An 18,184-nucleotide genomic window follows, 5' to 3' on the forward strand; every position below is an offset into this window, starting at 1 on the left:
GGCTCAGCGGTCCTGAGGCGTTTTGACCCGCTCGACCGTTCGATCCCCGCAGACGACCTGATCGATCGAATGGACCGTTCCCCCGAGGTCGTTGACGGTCTCCTCGATCGCCGCCGCGTCGATCGCTTCGCCCTCGATCGTGAGTGTGAGATTCTGGACCTCGCGGTCGGTTTCGAGCAGCGTCACGTTGACGCCGTCGATACCGGCGTGGTCTGCGATCGCGGTGGCGACCACGATCGCATCGGGCTCGTGGGGTTTCAGGACGTCGAGGACGAGGCGGCGTATCTTGGTGTTCATAGTCACGCCATCGACCTGCACACGCTTAGTTCCGGGTCCGTCTCCCGATGATCATCGGGACGGATCAGTTCCGGTGGTTCGTCGGATGAGCGCGGCGATCGCGACGTAGATCGGGAGACACACGAGGAGTACGACGGCGATGATCCCCCAGTCGGTCAGACCGAGCGGGACGGTCCCGAAGTACTGATTGAGAGGCGTGTACAGCACGGCCAATTGAAGAACGGCCGACCCCGCGACCGCGGCTGCGAGCCACGGGTTCGACAGCGTCGGGGTCTCGCGCAGCCAGCGGATGACGTAGAGCTTCTCGAATTCGAGGAAGACGAAGCCGGTGAACACCATCGTCATCGCGTACGGCGTGACGACAGCTGCGCCCTCCAGCGCGAACGCCATGAGCCCGAGCATGACGACCGTGGTGACGGCTCCGGTAGCGGCGATCACGCCGAGCATCCGACGCCCGACGATGCCCCGCTCGGGATCGCGCGGCGGTCGGTTCATCACGCCTTCGCCTTTCGGATCGGCACCGAGCGCCAGCGCCGGCAGACCGTCGGTCAACAGGTTGATCCAGAGCAGTTGCACGGCCGGCAAAATGAGGTAGCCGTACAGCGAAGCGATGAAGACGAGCGCGACCTCGGCGACGTTCGCACTGAGGAGATAGGCGACGAACTTCCAGATGTTGTCGAAGATGGCTCGGCCGCGTTCGACGGCCCGTTCAATCGTCTCGTAGTTGTCGTCCAGGAGGACGATATCCGACGCCTGTCTCGCGACGTCGGTGCCGCGGATCCCCATCGCGACGCCGACGTCTGCGCTTTTCAACGCCGGCGCGTCGTTGACGCCGTCGCCCGTCATCGCGACCTCGTGGCCGAGCTCCTGAAGCGCGCGCAAGATGCGGACCTTGTGTTCCGGCGACGTCCGAGCGAACACGTCGACCGATTCGACGCGCCCGATGAGGGCTTCGTCGTCCATCCGCTCGATATCACCGCCCTCCAGCACTTTCGTTCCGATCCCGAGCGCGTCGGCGATCGCGCGCGCGGTCCGGGCGTTGTCGCCGGTCACCATCTTCACGGCGATCCCGGCACGCGTCGTCGCGGCGATGGCGTCGGCGACCTCCGTGCGCGGCGGATCGATCATCCCGGACAGCCCGACGAAGATCAGCCCGTCACCGAGGTCGTCGGCGTCCGCTGGGTCCTCGCGGTACGCCATCGCGAGGACGCGGAGCGCGTCGTCGCCGAACTCCCGAACGGTCGCCTCGACCCTGTCGCGAGCAGTATCTGTCAGTTCGACGGGACCGTCGGCGGTCAGTATCCGGTCGCAGTTCTCGATGACGACTTCCGGTGCGCCCTTGACGTATCCGACGTCGCCGTGGACCGTCCCCATCCACTTGCGTTCGGACGAAAAGGGAACTTCGCCGGTCCTCGGATGCTCCGCTCTGAGCCCGTCGACGTCCAGCCCTCGGCGGTCGGCCACCTCCAAGAGTGCCTGCTCGGTCGGATCGCCGTCTTCGAGGGTCGAATCGTTACAGAGGATGCCGATCCGCAGAAGCAGTTTCTCCCGATCCGAACGGGGATCCGACGTATCGGTCGCGTCGACGACCGAGTCGTTCATCCAGAGTCTGTCGACGGTCATCTGTCCCCTAGTGAGCGTCCCCGTCTTGTCCGTACAGATGACGTCGACGGCCCCGAGGGCTTCGACGGCCGGGAGCCGACGGACGAGCGCGTTCTCGTCGGACATCTTCCGGACGCCGAGTGCGAGCGTGAGCGTGACGACCGCCGGCAGCCCCTCCGGAACCGCGGCGACGGCGAGTGATACCGCCGTGAGTGCGGCTTGTACCGCTGAGGTTCCACGAACGAACAAAAGCGGGACGACGAGTGCGGAGAGGATCACGACCCCGACCCCGAGCGTTCGCCCCAACTCGTCCAGTTCGCCCTGCAGCGGTGTTTGCGTGTCTTCGGTCGTGGCGAGTCGCTGTGCGATCTCTCCGACCGCCGTCTCCATCCCCGTCTCGGTGACGACGGCGACGCCCTTTCCCCGCGTGACGTTCGTCCCCTTGTACACCATGCTCGTCCGCTCCGCGAGCGACGTCTCCGAACCCACCGGATCCGTCGATTTCGAAACCGGAACGCTCTCGCCGGTCAGCGCGGCCTCGTCAGTCTCGAGATCGGTCGAACCGAGCAGCCGGCTGTCGGCGGGAACGACGTCCCCACCGCCCAACACGATCACGTCACCGGGAACGAGGCCCGACGCGTCGATCTCTTGGAGGTCGCCGTCGCGTCTGACTGCGGCCGTCGGTGCCACCATTTTGCGGAGCGATTGGAGGCTTCGCTCGGCTCGGTAGTCCTGGACGAACCCGAACGCGCCGTTCGCCGCCACGATGACGAGGATCAAGACCGCATCGACCGCGTGGCCCGCCCAGATGGAGAGTGCGGCGGCGGCCACGAGCACCCAGATCAGCACGCTGTCGAACTGTTCGAGCACGATATCGAACGGCGACCGCCCGCCGTCGCTGACGAGCTCGTTCTCGCCGTGTGATTCGAGTCGTCGACGAGCTTCGTCACTCGACAGTCCCTCCGGCTGCGAGCCGAGGTCATCGAGAACACGATCCGAAGCCAGCCCGTGCGGCTTGGGCATGGCCGAAGCGTTCGATTCGCAGACGCATAGGCGTACCCCCGCCACGCCGCGTCTCGGCCATCGCCTCGTCCCCCGACTTGACGCCAGATCCGGAATTGATATCCCATCATCTAGTTTATCGCTCACAACGCCGTCGGTGACCGGGTCAACGTCTGACGGCAGTCAGACGGGCAGGGAAAGATACTTTATGCGCGTACGCTACAACGGCGACAATGGACTCGATTATCGAGGACGCTATCGAAGAGGCCGAAGAGGACGGGGAGGTCCCCGCCGCGGAGGCCACATCCGACACGGCGGGAACAACCTCCGACGTGAAGGGCTCCGGGACGATGACCGACGAGGAGCTCGCGGAGGTCGTCAAGGATCTCGAAACGAAGATCACCGTCGTCGGCTGCGGCGGGGCCGGCGGCAACACCGTCACCCGAATGGCCGACGCCGGCATCCACGGTGCGAAACTGGTCGCCGCGAACACCGACGCCCAACACCTCGCCACGGAGGTCGACGCCGACGAGAAGATCCTCATCGGCCGACAGCGAACCGGCGGCCGCGGTGCGGGGTCGGTTCCGAAGATCGGCGAGGAGGCCGCCCAAGAGAACTTAGAGGACATCAATAACTCCATCGACGGTTCCGACATGGTCTTTATCACCGCCGGACTCGGCGGCGGAACCGGCACCGGATCGGCCCCCGTCGTCGCACAGGCCGCCCAGGATCAGGGCGCGCTCACCATCGCCATCGTGACCATCCCGTTCACGGCCGAGGGCGAACGCCGTCGGGCGAACGCCGACGCCGGATTGGAGCGACTCCGGGCGGTCGCCGACACCGTCATCGTGATCCCGAACGACCGACTGCTCGATTACGCCCCCAACATGCCGCTGCAGGACGCGTTCAAGATCTGCGACCGCGTCCTCATGCGATCGGTGAAGGGGATGACCGAGCTCATCACGAAGCCCGGGCTGGTCAACGTCGACTTCGCCGACGTGAAGACGATCATGGAGAACGGCGGCGTCGCCATGATCGGGCTGGGCGAGTCCGACTCGGAGAACAAAGCGCAGGACTCGATTCGCTCGGCGCTCCGCTCGCCGCTTCTCGACGTCGAGTTCGACGGCGCACAGAGCGCGCTCGTCAACGTCGTCGGCGGTCCGGACATGTCGATCGAGGAGGCGGAGGGCGTCGTCGAGGAGATCTACGACCGTATCGACCCCGATGCGCGCATCATCTGGGGAGCCTCGGTCAACCCCGAGTTCGACGGCAAGATGGAGACGATGATCGTCGTCACGGGCGTCGAGAGCCCCCAAATATACGGCAAGAGCGAGGCCGAACAGGAGCGCGCTGTCACCGCAGGCGGCGACGACATCGACTTCGTCGAGTGATCGTCTCCCGAGCGATCCCTGCCCCGAAACGGCTGCTGTACGGATCAACAAGTAGAAAACCCCGGAGACGGAACGGACCAGTATGAATACGCCCACCGACCTCACGTCGTACGTTCGCGTGTTGAAGCTCGCGAGTACGCCCGCGTGGGACGAGTTCTCGAAAGTCGCGACGATCGCGGGGCTCGGCATCATGCTCGTCGGCCTCATCGGCTTCGTCATCTTCGCGGTCATGACGTTCGTGCCGGGGGGTCCGTGATGTCTATCTACGCGGTCAAGACGACGGCGAGCCAGGAGCGAACCGTCGCCGACATGCTCATCAACCGCGAGGAGCCCTCGATCCACGCCGCGCTCGCGCCGGACGCGCTCACGAGTTACGTGATGGTCGAAGCCGACGACACCGGGGTCATCGAGCGGGCGCTCGAGGATATCCCGCACGCCCGGACGCTGGTGTCAGATCGTCCCTCACCGTTCAGCGAGATCGAACACTTCCTCAGTCCGAAACCCGATGTCGAGGGTATCGCGGAGGGCGACATCGTCGAGTTGATCGCCGGGCCGTTCAAGGGCGAGAAAGCGCAGGTTCAGCGGATCGACGAAGGAAAGGATCAGGTCACCGTCGAACTGTACGAGGCGACGGTGCCGATCCCGGTCACCGTCCGTGGCGACCAGATACGCGTTCTCGATTCCGACGAGCGGTAACCGTACGCTGTTTTTCTCTCACGCCTCGGTCGCCGCTTCCTGTCTGTCGCCGCTGAGCCGCCGGACGACGGCCTCGATGTCGGCCTCGGCCTCGACCTCTTTTATCAACATTTCTCGAAGTCGGATGTCGTCGGTCTCTGCCTCGTAACTGCGGAGATACTCGGCCCGCGAATGCTCCGAGAAAGCGTGTCGAATCGCGAAGTAGCCGTCCGGCATCGTCGTCCCGCAGACGGCACACCGGTGCCGTTCGTGCGCGTTCGCCTGATGGACCAGTAGGTCCTCGGCGTTATCGATCGCATACTCACAGCCGCCGATGGCGCACTCCCACATGCGCGGACAGTCGTCGTCCTGATACAAAACCCTTCGTACAGAATCGCAACGGATAACGCCCTCGCGCCCGCCGTCTCGGCCATGGATCGGTTTCGTCTCGACGCGCACGTGAAACTACTTGACCAGGCTGTGGTCGAGCGGGCAAAGGATCGAGGGCTGGACGCGCTCGTCTACGCGCCCCACTTCGTTCGCCTGCCGGAGATCCGCCGCCGCGCCGAGCGATTCACCGACGACGAACTGTTGGTCGTGCCCGGCCGGGAGGTGTTTACCGGCGACTGGCGGAACCGAAAACACGTGTTGGCGCTCGGTCTCTCCGAGCCGGTTCCGGACTTCATCACGCTCGAGGGGGCGATGGCCGAGTTCGAACAGCAGGGGGCGACCGTACTCGCGCCGCATCCGGAGTTCGCAACCGTCAGTCTCGAGGCGCACGACATCCGCGCTCACCGCGACCGGATCCACGGGATCGAGGTGTACAATCCGAAATACCTCGCGGGACACGCCGAACGTGCCCGCGAACTCGCTGCGACGTTCAATCTGCCGGCGTTCGGCTCGTCGTACGCCCATCTCCCGAAGACCGTCGGCGAGGTGTGGACGGCGTTCGAGGGGTCGTTCGAGACCGTTCCCGAGGTCGTCGCGGCGCTTCGCGACGGCGTCCCTCGATCGGTGTATCACCGATCGGGACCGCGACACCGGGTGCGGTGCGCCGCGGAGTTCGCGCACCTCTTTTATGAGAACAGCTGGGGAAAGATCGACCGACTCTTTCTGTCCGGAACGGAGCCGACGCACCCGGAACACATCGCCTACGAGGGCCGCTTCGACGCCGTGAGCGTCTACACGGATACGGACTAGATCGGGAGCGCCGCCGCGACGCGCCCCACGTCGACGTACTGGGGGAGGACGTGTACGATCGCGACCGCGACGGCCAGTTCCACACCGGTGACCATCATCGTGACGACGTTTGCGAACCGACTCGACGTCGTCACGCCCGACGGGAAGCCGTACTCCTGGCTCGACAGCGGATAAAACAGCGCGATCCCCCGTCGGCTGCCGAGATAATCAAGTACGTAGTGGGTGAGCACGCCGATCCAGACGTAGCTGAGGTTCTCGAACAGCAGCGGGAACGCGGCGAATATCACAAGCACCGGGAGGTTGTGCAGCGTCTTTCGGTGCTTGCCGAAGGCGGTGTCGACGTCCGGAAACAGCGCGCCGAGCGTGACCGGGACCGTGACCGCGACGACGGTCCGAAGCGTCTCGATCGTCCCCGAGGGTTCGAGGACGAACCCGAGGCCGATCCCCAAGAGCGCGGCGTTGAGGACGTGTCCCTCTTTGTTCATATCGGCCGAATGCCCGCCGCGATAAAAGGGTGTTCGCTACGCGTCGACGTCAGGCGGCCTCGACGGCGGCGAGCAGATCCGAGAGCGCCTGCTCTGCGATCTTCCGTTTGATCTCGGTTCGGCTCCCGTCGAAGTCGTACCGCTCGACCCGACACCACGACCCGCCGGTTCCCCACTCGTCGGCGTACGCGACGCCGATGTAGACCGTCCCGACCGGCTTTTCGTCGGTTCCCCCGGTCGGCCCGGCGATCCCCGTCGTCGCGACGCCCCAGGTCACGTCGGCCGTGTCTCGGACGCCGCGCGCCATCGCCTCGGCGACGGGGTCGCTGACGGCCCCCTCCTCGTCAAGCATCTCCCGGGGAACGGCGAGCGACTGCAGTTTGGCGTCGTAGCTGTAGGTGACGACCGATCGGTCAAAGTAGTCACTCGATCCAGCCACGTCCGTGAGCAGCGACCCGATGAGCCCTCCCGTACAGGATTCGGCCGTTGCGACGAACTCCCCGCGCTCGCGGAGGGCGTCGCCGACCGATTCTTCGATTGCCATGTGCGATGAACGGTCGCCGCGGACTTGAACCCGGCCCTCGACGCGATGCTGCCGGCTCAAAAGCGATAGACCGAGGTATCACCCGCGCCAAGCGGCGGCATGGACGACTACGAACGGCCGCTGTTCTTCCACCTGATGAAGTACGCGGCCGAGGCCGATCGGGACGTGGTCGATATGGTGTCGGGGAACCCCGACTGGGAGCCGCCCGAGGCGCTTCGAACCGGACTGAAAACGTACGCGGACGGAACGCCCGACGAGTTCCAGTACCCGCCGAGCGACGGGCTGGTGGAACTCCGAGCGGAGATCGCGCAGCGTCACGACGTCGACGTCGAGCGCGTCGTCGTCACGAACGGCGCGGGCGAGGCAAACTATCTGGCGATGGCGACCGCCCTCGAGGCGTTCGGCGGCGACAAGATCGCCATGGCCACCCCCGTGTACCCGTACTACCACAAGCGCACGGAGATGCTGGACGCGACGGCCACGTTCGTGCCGAGCGAACCGGACGGGACGCTCGATTCCGACGCCGTTCGCGAGGTGGTGAGCGAGGATACCGCCGCGATCGTGATCAACTCGCCGAACAACCCGACCGGCGGTGTCTACGGTCGGGAGACGAAACGCGATCTCGTCGCGATCGCCGAGGAGTGCGACGCGCTGCTCGTCTCCGACGAGGTGTACGATCGGTTCGTCTACGACGAGGAGGCCTTCGAGACGGCGCTCGGGTTCGACTCCGCGAACGTCGCCGTCACGAACGCGTTCTCGAAGTCGATGGCGATCACCGGCTTCCGGGTCGGCTACGGGATCTATCCCGATCACCTGACGGACGCGATCCGGACGCGACACATGCTCGTCAACGTCGCCGGCTCGCGACCGGCCCAGCGGGCGGTCCTCGACGCGCTCCGCGAGACGCCCGAGTCGTACTACGAGCGAAACCGGCAACTGCTGGACGAGCGGATCGAGGCGTTCTGTGCAGCGCTCGATCGCGCGGGCGCCGAGTACGCCCGGCCGCGGGGCGGGTTTTACGTGATGGCGCGCTTCGACGGCCACCCGGGAACGCTCGACAATACGGAGCGGTTGATCGACGAGGCCGGCGTCGCCGGCATGCCGGGCGACGCGTTCGGCGACTCGCACGCCGAGTGGTTCCGATTCGCCGTCGTGACGCCGCGGGCGGAGGAAGCGGCGGAGCGGTTAGCCGCGCATTTCGGGCGATAGGCTCCGAATACTTATTCGGCTGTTACCTCGCAGGACACACAATGCAGAACGCTTCGGTGCTCGTGACGGGCGGGGCAGGGTTCATCGGCGGCCACATCGCGCGGACGCTCGCCGACGACAACGATGTGGCGATCTTCGATCTCACCCCGGAGTCACCCCATCCCGACTGCGAGGTGCTCGAGGGCGATATTCGCGACGCGGACGCCGTCGCGGCGGCCGTTGAGAGGTGCGACATCGTCTTCCACGAGGCGGCTCTCGTCAGCGTCGCCGAATCCGTCGAGCGGCCGACTGTGAGCCACGAGACGACCGCGACCGGTACACTCAACATCCTCGAGGCCGCCCGAGCGCACGACGCCCGGGTCGTGACGGCTTCCAGCGCGGCGATCTACGGCCGCCCCGAACGAACGCCGATCGCGGAGGATCATCCGCTCGAACCGACCTCGCCGTACGGCGTCGACAAGCTGACGGCAGATCACTACACGCGGCTGTACGCCGACCTCTACGGGCTGGAGACGGTCGCGTTGCGGTACTTCAACGTCTACGGGCCGGGCGGGACGGACGGCGATTACGCGGGCGTCATCGACGTGTTCCGCCGACAGGCCCGGGCGGGCGAGCCGATCACGGTTCACGGTGACGGCTCCCAGACGCGTGACTTCGTCAACGTCGATGACGTGGTGGCGGCCAACTTCGCCGCCGCCACGGCCGACCCGGAGGCGTTCGGTCGGGCGTTCAACGTCGGGACGGGCGAGTCCGTGACGATCCGCGAGCTGGCCGAACTGATCCGCTCGGCGCTCGACAGCGACTCCGAGATCGTCCACACGGAGCCGCGCGAGGGCGACATCGACCACAGCCGCGCCGATATCTCGCGGGCCGAGCGGGCGTTGGGATACGAGCCAAGCGTCGACCTGGAGACAGGGCTGGAGCGGCTGGTCGACGGGGAGCGAGCGCGAGGACGGCACGTATAAACCGCCTGGACGATTCCTCGGGACCATGCGCGCGTTCCGGGTGGCCTACGACGGTTCGGGCTATCGAGGCTTCCAGCGACAGTCCCATGGCGAGACGATAGAGGACACGATCTTCGCGGGGCTCGACGCGCTCGGTATCGAGTTCGACGACGGCGCGCCGGTCGGCTACGCGGCCGCCGGCCGGACCGACGCCGGCGTCTCGGCGCGCACGCAGACGGTCGCCTTCGACGCGCCCGAATGGCTGTCCCCCCGCGCGTTCAACAGCGAACTCCCAGCATCGATTCGCGCGTGGGCATCCGCCGACGTACCCGACGACTTCCACGCGACCCACGACGCCGCAGAGCGACGCTACCGGTACTTCCTCCACGCTCCCGCGGTCGACGACGAACTGGCACGAGCGGCCTGCCGACGGCTCTCCGGCGAACACGACTTTCACAACTTCACGCCCGACGACGACGGGACCGTCCGAGACCTCTCGATGTCGACCCGACGTGCGGACGCGTTTTTGGTGATCGACTGCGTCGCTGGCGGGTTCGCCAGACAGCTCGTCCGTCGGCTCGTCTCGGTCGTCGAGGCGATCGGGCGTGGAGCCCGTGAGCCGTCGTTTCTCACCCTCGCGCTCGGTTCCGACCCGCTCTCGGGCCCGGAGGGGATCGCCCCCGCCGCCCCCGAACCGCTGGTCCTCCTGAACGTCGTTTACCCCGGCGTCGAGTTCGAGACTGACGACGACGCGTTCGCGACCACGCGGAAGATCTTCGATCGGCGACGCAGACGCCGGCTCGCGACGGCGCGCGTCGTCGGGTCGTTGGTGGACGGCGAGCCGTAGTCCGCTATCGATCTCCGACCGACGACGACGGGTTTAGGGCGCTGCTATCCGTAGCGCGGGTATGAGTTCGGTTCCCGAGCGAAGCGACATCGCCGAGGAGTACACCTGGGATCTGACGGACCTGTTCACCGACGACGACGAGTGGGAGGTCGCCTACGAGGCTGCGGCCGATCGGATCGACGAACTGTCGGCCTACGAGGGTCGCGTCACCGAGAGCGCGGCGACGCTCGCGGAGATCCTCGAACTCCGCGAGTCGATCATGCGAGCGGTCTCGAACGTCGCCGCCTACGCGCGGATGCGCCGGGACGAGGACACGACGAATCAGCAGTACCAGGCGCTCACGGCTCGCTCACAGTCGCTCGCAGCCGACGCCTCCAGCGCGGCGAGCTTCATCGAACCGGAGCTGCAGTCGGTCGATCGCGAGACGCTCTCCGGGTTCGTCGAGGAGCGTCCCGATCTCGAGACCTACCGGCACTACTTCGACGACGTGCTGCGGATGAAACCGCACACTCGGTCGGCCGAGATCGAGGCGCTGCTCGCCGATCTGAGCGAGGTGACAGGGGCCGCGGGCGACGTGTACAACATGCTGACGAACGCCGATATGGCGTTCCCGACGGTCGAGGGCCCCGACGGCGACGACCGGCGCATCACGCTGTCGAACTTCACGAAGCTGCAGAAACACCCCGATCGGGCGTTCAGACGGCGGGTCTACGAGGCCTTCTACGACGAGTGGGCCGAGTACCGAAACAGCATCGGCTCCGCGTACAAAAACAGCGTCAAGGCCGACGAGAAGCTGGCGGCCGCGCGGAACTACGATTCGGCCCGGCAAGCGTCGCTGGACGGGCCGAACGTCCCGAGCGAGGTGTACGACACGCTCGTCGACACCGTCGAATCGAATCTCGACGTGCTCCACCGCCACGCCGAGTTGAAACGCGACGCGCTGGGCGTCGACGAACTGCGGATGTGGGATCTCTACGCGCCGCTCGCCGACGGTGAGAGTCCCAATCTGGAGTACGAACGCGCGCGAGAGTACGTGGTCGAGGCCGTCGAACCGCTCGGCGACGCCTACCGGGATCGGATGGCCGAGGGGCTCGATTCGCGGTGGATCGACGTATACGAGACGGCGAACAAGCAGTCGGGCGCGTACAGCGGCGGCACCTACGACAGCCAGCCGTACGTTTTGTTGAACTATCAGGACGACATCGCCTCAATGTACACGCTCGCCCACGAGCTGGGCCACTCGATGCACTCGGAACTGACCAGCGAGGCGCAACCGTACGTCTACTCGGGCTACGAGATCTTCGTCGCCGAGGTCGCCTCGACGGTCAACGAGGCGCTGTTGACCCGGCACCTACTCGACGTCGTCGAGGACGAGCGGTTCCGCCGACACGTCCTCGACGAGTATCTCGAGCGCTTCCGATCGACGCTGTTTCGACAGACGATGTTCGCGGACTTCGAACACCGCGCCCACGAGTTCGAACTCGACGGACAGGCGCTGACGCCGGACCGCCTCGACGAGCTCTACGGCGGGCTGAAGGCCGACTACTACGAGCCCGCAACCATCGACGATCGGATCGCCCGCGAATGGATGCGCATCCCGCACTTCTACCGGGCGTACTACGTCTACCAGTACGCGACGGGCATCAGCGCGGCCAACGCCATCGTGGACCGTATCGCGACCGAGGGCGAGCCCGCGGCCGCCGATTACCGGGAGTTCCTCCGCTCCGGCTCGCACGAGTACCCGCTCGAACTGCTCGAGATCGCCGGGATCGACATGTCGTCCTCGGCCCCCGTCGAGGCGGCGATCGACACCTACGACGAGATGGTCGCCGAGTTCGCGTCGCTGACGTAACTCGCACATCTTGACGCATTCGGAACGACACGACTCGCCGCAGTCTCCGTGTCAACGTACACCGCAAGCATCTCCCACACCCAAAGGCCCTTTTAATCTCCGGCGACTATCAGACGCTAATGTCGCATAGCCCCTCGCTCCCGGACCGGCCGACGCTCAACCTCGACCCCGACATGCCGGTCGAGGAGCGCTTGGTCGCACTCAGAGAGCACTACGTCAACGTTTCACGGGTTCACGACGAGCTTTCAGATCAACTCGAACTCGCCCGCGACCGCCAATCGGAGCTCCGCGAGGATGTCACGGAACTCCAGAAGGAAAACGAGGCGCTGAAAACGTCTTCGCTGTATCTGGCTACCGTCGAGGAACTGACGGACGATCAGGTGCTTCTCAAACAGCACGGCAACAACCAGGAGGTCCTCACCGACGTCTCGCCGCGACTGTACGACCAGCTTGAGGCCGGCGACCGGGTCGCGATCAACGACTCCTTCGCGATCCAGACGATCCTCGACGCCGAAACCGACGCCCGCGCGCAGGCCATGGAGATCGCCGAAAAGCCTGATGTCACCTACGCCGACATCGGCGGCCTCGAGGCGCAGATCACCGAGGTCAGAGAGGCCGTCGAAGATCCGCTGTTGAACCCCGAGGCCTTCGAGAAGGTCGGCATCGACCCGCCGACCGGCGTCCTGTTGCACGGGCCGCCGGGCACCGGGAAGACGATGATGGCCAAGGCCGTCGCGAACCGGACCGACGCGACGTTCATCAAGATGGCCGGATCCGAACTCGTCCAGAAGTTCATCGGCGAGGGCGCGCGGCTGGTTCGTGATCTCTTCGAACTCGCCGCCGAGCGCGAACCCGCCATCATCTTCATCGACGAGATCGACGCGATCGCCGCCAAGCGCACCGAATCGAAGACCTCCGGCGACGCCGAGGTCCAGCGGACGATGATGCAGCTGCTCTCGGAGATGGACGGTTTCGACCGCCGCGGCGACATCTCGATCATCGCGGCGACGAACCGCTTCGACATGCTCGATCGCGCGATCCTCCGCCCTGGCCGCTTCGATCGACTCATCGAGGTGCCCGAGCCCGACATCGAGGGTCGCACGCAGATCCTCTCGATTCACACCCGCCGCATGCAGCTCGATCCCGACGTCGACCTCGAACGGATCGCCGGGGACACGGAGGGGTTCTCGGGGGCGGAACTCGAGAGCCTCGCGACCGAATCCGGGATGTTCGCCATCCGCGACGGCCGGACGGAGGTCGCCCGCGAGGACTTCGACGCCGCCCTACAAAAGATCGAACGCGACGATTCGCCCGGCACCCCAGTCGCCTTCTACTGAACTGCTCGGGCTCTGTCTTTCGTCCGTTCCCGCGCCTACACCTCGAGGAACCACTCGTCGTAGCCGTCGAGTCGCCCCTCGACCAGATCGAAGAACTGCTGTTGGAGCTCCTCGGTGATCGGCCCACGGCTGCCGTTGCCGACCGTCGTGTCGTCGACGCTTCGGATCGGCGTGACCTCGGCGGCCGTGCCAGTAAAGAACAGTTCGTCTGCGGTGTACAGCTCGCCGCGGCCGATCGACGCCTCGTCGTGGACGGTGTAACCGAGATCGCGGGCGAGTTCGATGACCGTATCGCGGGTGATCCCGTCGAGCGTCGACTCGGAGACGCCGGTCGTGAACAGTTCGCCGTCGTTGATCATGAAGATGTTCTCGCCGGGTCCTTCGGCGACGTTGCCCTCCTTGTTGAGGACGATCGCCTCGACGTAGCCGTTCCGGCGGGCCTCCTCGCCGGCCAGCATCGAGTTGAGGTACGGCCCGGTCGCCTTCACGTTGGTCGGCAGCTGGCTGGAGGCGTGTTTGCGCCACGAGGAGACCATCACGTCGACGCCCTCCTCGATCGCCTCCTCGCCGAGATACGTGCCCCACGGCCAGCAGGCGATGGTCGTCCGCGTCGGGCAGTCCTTCGGCGAGACGCCGAGGGAGTTGTAGCCGTAGTAGACAAGCGGTCGGATGTAACACGACGCCAGCCCCTGCTCGCGGATGAGCGAAAGCGTCGCGTCGGTGAGCGTCTCGCGCGTGTGATCGATGTCGTGATCGAGCACCTTCGCGGAGTCGAAAAGTCGGTCGAGGTGCTCCTCCCAGCGGAACAGCGCCGGACCGTCGACGGTGTCGTAACAGCGAGCGCCCTCGAAAACCCCGGTACCGTAGTGGAGCGAGTGGGTCAACACGTGGGTCTGTGCGTCGTCCCAGTCGACGAACTCGCCATCCATCCAGATCGTGTCGACGTCCATATCGTCGAAAGCCATGCTTCGTCTGTGGGCGGGCCCCGTAATGAGTGTTGACGATTCGTGCGGTCCGTACACGGCACGCACTCTCGTTTCGCGACCGGGACAGAAATCAGGGGGGTTATGCCCCGAGAGGTACAACACTACCCCAATGGGAGTGCTCGAAGACAAGGCCCACGCCCGCCTCTTTTATAAGTACCTCTCGAGGGTGTACGACACAATCAACCCGTTCATCTGGAACGACGAGATGCGCAACGAGGCGCTGGAGTGGTTCGGGATCGACGCGAGCGACCGCGTCCTCGATGTCGGCTGTGGGACCGGCTTCGCGACCGAGGGGCTGTTGGGCTACACCGACGACGTCTGGGGGCTCGACCAGTCCGCACACCAACTCGAGAAGGCTTACGCGAAGTTCGGCAAGCGTGGTCGGGTGAAGTTCCACCGCGGCGACGCCGAACGATTGCCGTTCGCCGACGATTCGTTCGACGCCTACTGGTCGTCCGGCTCGATCGAATACTGGCCCGACCCCGTCGCCGCGCTCCGGGAGGCGCGCCGGGTGACGAAGCCCGGTGGCCCCGTCCTGATCGTCGGCCCCGATTATCCGAACTCGACGGTGTTTCAGCGGCTCGCCGACGCGATCATGCTCTTTTACGACGAGGCTGAGGCGGACCGTATGTTCGCCGAGGCCGGGTTCGAAACGTTCGAACATCGCATCCAACAGCGCGCGTCCGGCACGCCTCGGGCGATCACCACGATCGCGCGCGTCCCGGACGACAACAACGCGGTGGATCCGGTCTAGGCGGTCGCATCGAGGGTGGCGATCACCGCGTCGTTCACGGCGAGCCGAACCGTCACGGTGTCGCCCGGTTCGATCGCCGGTCGGTTCGTATCCGCCACCCGGAGCGAGGCGGTCTCACCTGCCCGCCACTCGCTCGTCGTCGCGCTGTTGAACGCCCCGGTTGGAGCGCTCTCGAACCCGCGCGCGGAAAAGAACGGCACGGGTGGCTGTTCGTCGAGCGACTCGCCGTCGACCCGAACGCGAACCGAGAGTTCCTCGGGGTCGATCGCGTCACCGGAGAGATGCGTCACTCGTAGCTCGCCGGCAGGATCGACGGTCAACTCGAACGCGGCGACGGTCGGTTCTGAAGGGGGTTCGATCGAGGCGGTCGCACCCACCGTGACGGCGAGCAGAACCGTCACCGCGAGCAGACAGACGACGCCGACAACGGGAGTGAGTCCACGGGATGACACGGGGGGTCTGGTCCCGTCTTTGTATATAAATCGTCGCTCACCCGAACGTCGTCTCGATCGAGACCGCCTCGCCCGCGTGAGTCGCGTTTACTATAGTCGACCCGCGCGGTGCGACGGTCCACAACCGACCGCCGCCGGTCGAGCCGATTGGATCGCCGTTCACCTCGATCTCGGTGTCAACGGGCGTCTCGCTCGCGGCGTCGAGCACCGTGACGCCGAGCGGCCCGCCCGGACGGGTGGTGTTGAGCCGGACCGTGAGGTCGCCGTCGGTCCGTTCGAGCGTGGTCGTCGGTACCGATTCCGGCCTGATCCGCTGTTGCTCGTACAGGATTTCCGTCGAACCGCTGTCGAGATACGTTTGGAGCTCCCCGTGAGAATGTGTCGCGCTGAACCGATACAGTCGAACCTGCTCGGGTCCGATGGCGTCGATCCCGTCGAAGCTGTTTGTGGCCCACGGGTAGAGCTCGGTAAACCGGTCCAACGCGGGCGATGGATTGCCGCCGTACTGGTCGCCCACCGCGTCGGTCTTCACCGTCGGGTCGTGCGCCTCCCGAAGGTAGACACCGTCGTCGCCATCGATCGCGGCGAGCACGATCCCGTCGCTGGCTGTCTCCACGTACACGTCGAGTGACTGTTCGCCCGACGCGGCGTCGACGAGCCCCGCTCTGACCGGTCCCCGCATCGGCACGAGGCGCACCTGCCCGCTCGTGGCCCGCTCGGCCTCCGCTTCCATGTCGAGCTCGTCGGCCGCGTTCTCCATCCACTCGAGCGCGTCGGCCGTCACTTCCGCTTGGCGGCTCACGGCCGTCAGCGTTCGAAGCAACGCTCGGGTTCCGATCGCACCGTCGTTGTACCGCCGAACGGCGTTCCGCTCTCTCGCGGCCAGCCCGTCGATGTGGGCCGCCAGCCGTTCGCTGCCGTTCTCGACGACGGCTCGACGCTCGGCGTCGGTCTCGGCGTTCGCGTAGCGTCGTTCGAGCGGCCTCACGAGGTAGGCGCTCTCGACCGCCCCGGCGTCGGACTCGACCGCCGCGGCGACATCGAGTCCGACCGTTCGGCCGTCCGCTCGATCGATCCTATTTCCCGGTGGCGCGAGATATTCGGAAGTGTTCTCGGCCGTGTATACCGACATCAACTGCTCGGAGTCTTCTGCCGTCTGCTGCGGTTCGCCGGCGACGCCGGCGGTATCCGCGACGACGCCCCCGCCGATCGGGGCGACACAGAGGAGGAGGGCGACGACGAGCGCGCGCGGACCGTCCATGTTCGTGGTGTGGCCCGGAGAACCAAAAATCCGCCGTCCTGACTCCGACCGAACGCGCGCCGGAGCGTCGCCGAGACGATTTATCGAGGCAGGAGACGTTTTATCGCGGTATGGAAAGCGTTTTCCCGTATGGGTGACGATGATCTATCCATGCGGTGTCGGGTCCCCATCCTGCTTTGTGCCCTCCTCCTCGTCCTTGCCCCGTTCGGTGCGATCCCCATCGCCGGACAGCCACAGACCGGCGGGACTCACTTCGACGTACAGCTTCACGCCGACGGCGACGCGACGTGGACCGTCTCCCTCTGGGTCCCAATCGAGAACGACGACGATCGCGAGGAGTTCGAGGCGTTCGCCGAACGCTTCGAGGCCGGAGAGGGTGACCTCGGCACGGACGCGTTCGAGCGCGCCGCCGCCGAGGCCTCGGCGGCGAGCGGCCGGGAGATGTCGATTCGGTCGATACGTCGCGACAGCGAGATCGTCGCGGAAGACAGCCCCCCGACCGCAACGGGTACCGAATCCGAGCCGGGCCCACAGTACGGTGTGCTCCGAGTCTCGTTCACGTGGCAGTCGTTCGCCCGGGTCGGTGAGAACAGCACGCTGTACGTCGGCGACGCGTTCAACACCACCGACGGGACGTGGCTTCCGGAACTCAGCGCCGAGCAGTCGCTGACGATCCGCCCCCCACCGGGTTACGGCGGCCCGACGACGTCCCCGATCGGCGCCGACGAGGGCGATCTCCACTGGAGCGGCCCCGCGACGTTCGAACCGGGATACTTCACTATCGTGTATTCCCCGAATTCGACGGCGAGCCCGGTCGGCGGCGCCTCGACCGTCCTCGTCGTCGGCGCGCTGGCGTTGAGCGGCTCGGCGCTGTTGCTCGGCGTGTACCTCCTGTTCGCGCGGCGTCGGAGTGATGGCACCCAGGGCGGCGGTCTCTTGCTCCCCGGCACTTCGGACTCGGCCCCCGACTCCGACGAGTCGGTGCCGAGCTCCTCAGATGTTCGGGACGCCGATGTGAGCACCGCAGATGCCGACGATGAAGACGCAGACACCGATGCTTCGGCCGCGGCGACCGCAACCGCCGGGGACGCTCCCGACGACGAGCCGGACTTCGATCTCCTCTCCGACGAGGAGCGGGTCGAGTACCTCCTCGAACGCAACGGCGGGCGGATGAAGCAGGCGACGATCGTCAAGGAGACGGGCTGGTCGAACGCGAAGGTCTCACAGCTGCTCTCGGCGATGGACGAGGCCGACCGGATCGACAAACTTCGGATCGGCCGCGAAAATCTCATTAGCCTCCCCGGTGAGGGGCTCGGCGATCTCCCCCCCGACGAGGACGACGAGCA

General features: G+C 66.0%; 19 protein-coding genes. 11 read left to right on the forward strand and 8 right to left on the reverse strand.

Translation table 11 applies throughout. The annotated features are described in order from the left end of the window. Window positions 1-3: 3 nt before the first annotated feature. Entirely contained in the window at window positions 4-297 is a 294-nt protein-coding gene (locus DM868_RS14295; RefSeq protein ID WP_137277514.1) for a DUF211 domain-containing protein, read from the reverse strand. 51 nt (window positions 298-348) lie between these two features. Then, window positions 349-2,922, reverse strand: coding sequence for a calcium-translocating P-type ATPase, PMCA-type (locus tag DM868_RS14300; RefSeq protein ID WP_137277515.1), 2,574 nt, complete (start codon window positions 2,920-2,922; stop codon window positions 349-351). A 212-nt stretch (window positions 2,923-3,134) separates the two neighbouring features. On the opposite strand from DM868_RS14300, the gene ftsZ reads away from it, so the two are divergent. From ftsZ to DM868_RS14315, 3 genes are all read left to right on the forward strand, one after another. Further along, window positions 3,135-4,292 (forward strand): cell division protein FtsZ, encoded by a 1,158-nt coding sequence (ftsZ, locus tag DM868_RS14305; protein WP_137277516.1) that lies wholly within the window; start codon window positions 3,135-3,137, stop codon window positions 4,290-4,292. 82 nt (window positions 4,293-4,374) lie between these two features. Then, window positions 4,375-4,548 (forward strand): protein translocase SEC61 complex subunit gamma, encoded by a 174-nt coding sequence (locus DM868_RS14310; protein WP_137277517.1) that lies wholly within the window; start codon window positions 4,375-4,377, stop codon window positions 4,546-4,548. Further along, window positions 4,548-4,988: a transcription elongation factor Spt5 gene (locus DM868_RS14315; RefSeq protein WP_137277518.1), complete on the forward strand. Its 441-nt coding sequence runs from the start codon at window positions 4,548-4,550 to the stop codon at window positions 4,986-4,988. Before DM868_RS14310 ends, DM868_RS14315 begins: the two co-directional genes overlap by 1 nt. Window positions 4,989-5,006: 18 nt before the next feature. Here the strand turns inward: DM868_RS14315 and DM868_RS14320 are convergent, their stop codons facing one another. Then, window positions 5,007-5,318: a DUF7565 family protein gene (locus tag DM868_RS14320; protein WP_137277519.1), complete on the reverse strand. Its 312-nt coding sequence runs from the start codon at window positions 5,316-5,318 to the stop codon at window positions 5,007-5,009. An 81-nt stretch (window positions 5,319-5,399) separates the two neighbouring features. On the opposite strand from DM868_RS14320, the gene DM868_RS14325 reads away from it, so the two are divergent. Further along, a complete protein-coding gene (locus DM868_RS14325) occupies window positions 5,400-6,167 on the forward strand; it encodes a PHP-associated domain-containing protein (RefSeq protein WP_137277520.1) in 768 nt (255 codons plus the stop codon). Here DM868_RS14325 and DM868_RS14330 read toward each other — a convergent pair. Together DM868_RS14330 and DM868_RS14335 are read right to left on the reverse strand one after the other, a co-directional pair. Continuing rightward, window positions 6,164-6,652 (reverse strand): metal-dependent hydrolase, encoded by a 489-nt coding sequence (locus DM868_RS14330; protein ID WP_137277521.1) that lies wholly within the window; start codon window positions 6,650-6,652, stop codon window positions 6,164-6,166. The two genes, DM868_RS14325 and DM868_RS14330, sit on opposite strands and share 4 nt — an antisense overlap. A gap of 49 nt (window positions 6,653-6,701) precedes the next feature. Further along, on the reverse strand, window positions 6,702-7,196 hold the full coding sequence (locus tag DM868_RS14335) for a CinA family protein (protein ID WP_137277522.1): 495 nt from the start codon (window positions 7,194-7,196) through the stop codon (window positions 6,702-6,704). A 99-nt stretch (window positions 7,197-7,295) separates the two neighbouring features. On the opposite strand from DM868_RS14335, the gene DM868_RS14340 reads away from it, so the two are divergent. From DM868_RS14340 to pan2, 5 genes are all read left to right on the forward strand, one after another. Continuing rightward, complete coding sequence (locus DM868_RS14340) at window positions 7,296-8,405, forward strand: pyridoxal phosphate-dependent aminotransferase (RefSeq protein WP_137277523.1); 1,110 nt, start codon at window positions 7,296-7,298, stop codon at window positions 8,403-8,405. A gap of 41 nt (window positions 8,406-8,446) precedes the next feature. Then, the gene (locus DM868_RS14345) at window positions 8,447-9,370 is read left to right on the forward strand and encodes an NAD-dependent epimerase/dehydratase family protein (RefSeq protein ID WP_137277524.1); all 924 of its coding nucleotides are present in this window, start codon (window positions 8,447-8,449) and stop codon (window positions 9,368-9,370) included. Between the two features lie 25 nt (window positions 9,371-9,395). After that, on the forward strand, window positions 9,396-10,196 hold the full coding sequence (gene truA, locus DM868_RS14350) for a tRNA pseudouridine(38-40) synthase TruA (protein WP_137277525.1): 801 nt from the start codon (window positions 9,396-9,398) through the stop codon (window positions 10,194-10,196). 61 nt (window positions 10,197-10,257) lie between these two features. Next, window positions 10,258-12,048 (forward strand): oligoendopeptidase F, encoded by a 1,791-nt coding sequence (gene pepF / locus DM868_RS14355; RefSeq protein WP_137277526.1) that lies wholly within the window; start codon window positions 10,258-10,260, stop codon window positions 12,046-12,048. 119 nt (window positions 12,049-12,167) lie between these two features. Next, entirely contained in the window at window positions 12,168-13,385 is a 1,218-nt protein-coding gene (gene pan2 / locus DM868_RS14360; RefSeq protein WP_137277527.1) for a proteasome-activating nucleotidase Pan2, read from the forward strand. A 35-nt stretch (window positions 13,386-13,420) separates the two neighbouring features. On the opposite strand, the gene DM868_RS14365 is transcribed toward pan2, so the two are convergent. After that, entirely contained in the window at window positions 13,421-14,350 is a 930-nt protein-coding gene (locus DM868_RS14365; protein ID WP_137277528.1) for a branched-chain amino acid transaminase, read from the reverse strand. Between the two features lie 130 nt (window positions 14,351-14,480). Here DM868_RS14365 and DM868_RS14370 point away from each other — a divergent pair, with 130 nt between their 5' ends. After that, window positions 14,481-15,125: a methyltransferase domain-containing protein gene (locus DM868_RS14370; protein WP_137277529.1), complete on the forward strand. Its 645-nt coding sequence runs from the start codon at window positions 14,481-14,483 to the stop codon at window positions 15,123-15,125. On the opposite strand, the gene DM868_RS14375 is transcribed toward DM868_RS14370, so the two are convergent. Together DM868_RS14375 and DM868_RS14380 are read right to left on the reverse strand one after the other, a co-directional pair. Beyond that, entirely contained in the window at window positions 15,122-15,577 is a 456-nt protein-coding gene (locus DM868_RS14375; RefSeq protein ID WP_137277530.1) for a type IV pilin N-terminal domain-containing protein, read from the reverse strand. The two genes, DM868_RS14370 and DM868_RS14375, sit on opposite strands and share 4 nt — an antisense overlap. A 37-nt stretch (window positions 15,578-15,614) precedes the next feature. Beyond that, complete coding sequence (locus tag DM868_RS14380; RefSeq protein ID WP_137277531.1) at window positions 15,615-16,838, reverse strand: DUF7096 domain-containing protein; 1,224 nt, start codon at window positions 16,836-16,838, stop codon at window positions 15,615-15,617. A gap of 129 nt (window positions 16,839-16,967) precedes the next feature. Here DM868_RS14380 and DM868_RS14385 point away from each other — a divergent pair. Then, the coding region (locus DM868_RS14385) for a helix-turn-helix transcriptional regulator (protein WP_187349125.1) at window positions 16,968-18,184 on the forward strand (1,217 nt) is incomplete at its 3' end.

The organism is Natronomonas salsuginis, assembly GCF_005239135.1.
Taxonomy (GTDB): Archaea; Halobacteriota; Halobacteria; order Halobacteriales; family Haloarculaceae; genus Natronomonas; species Natronomonas salsuginis.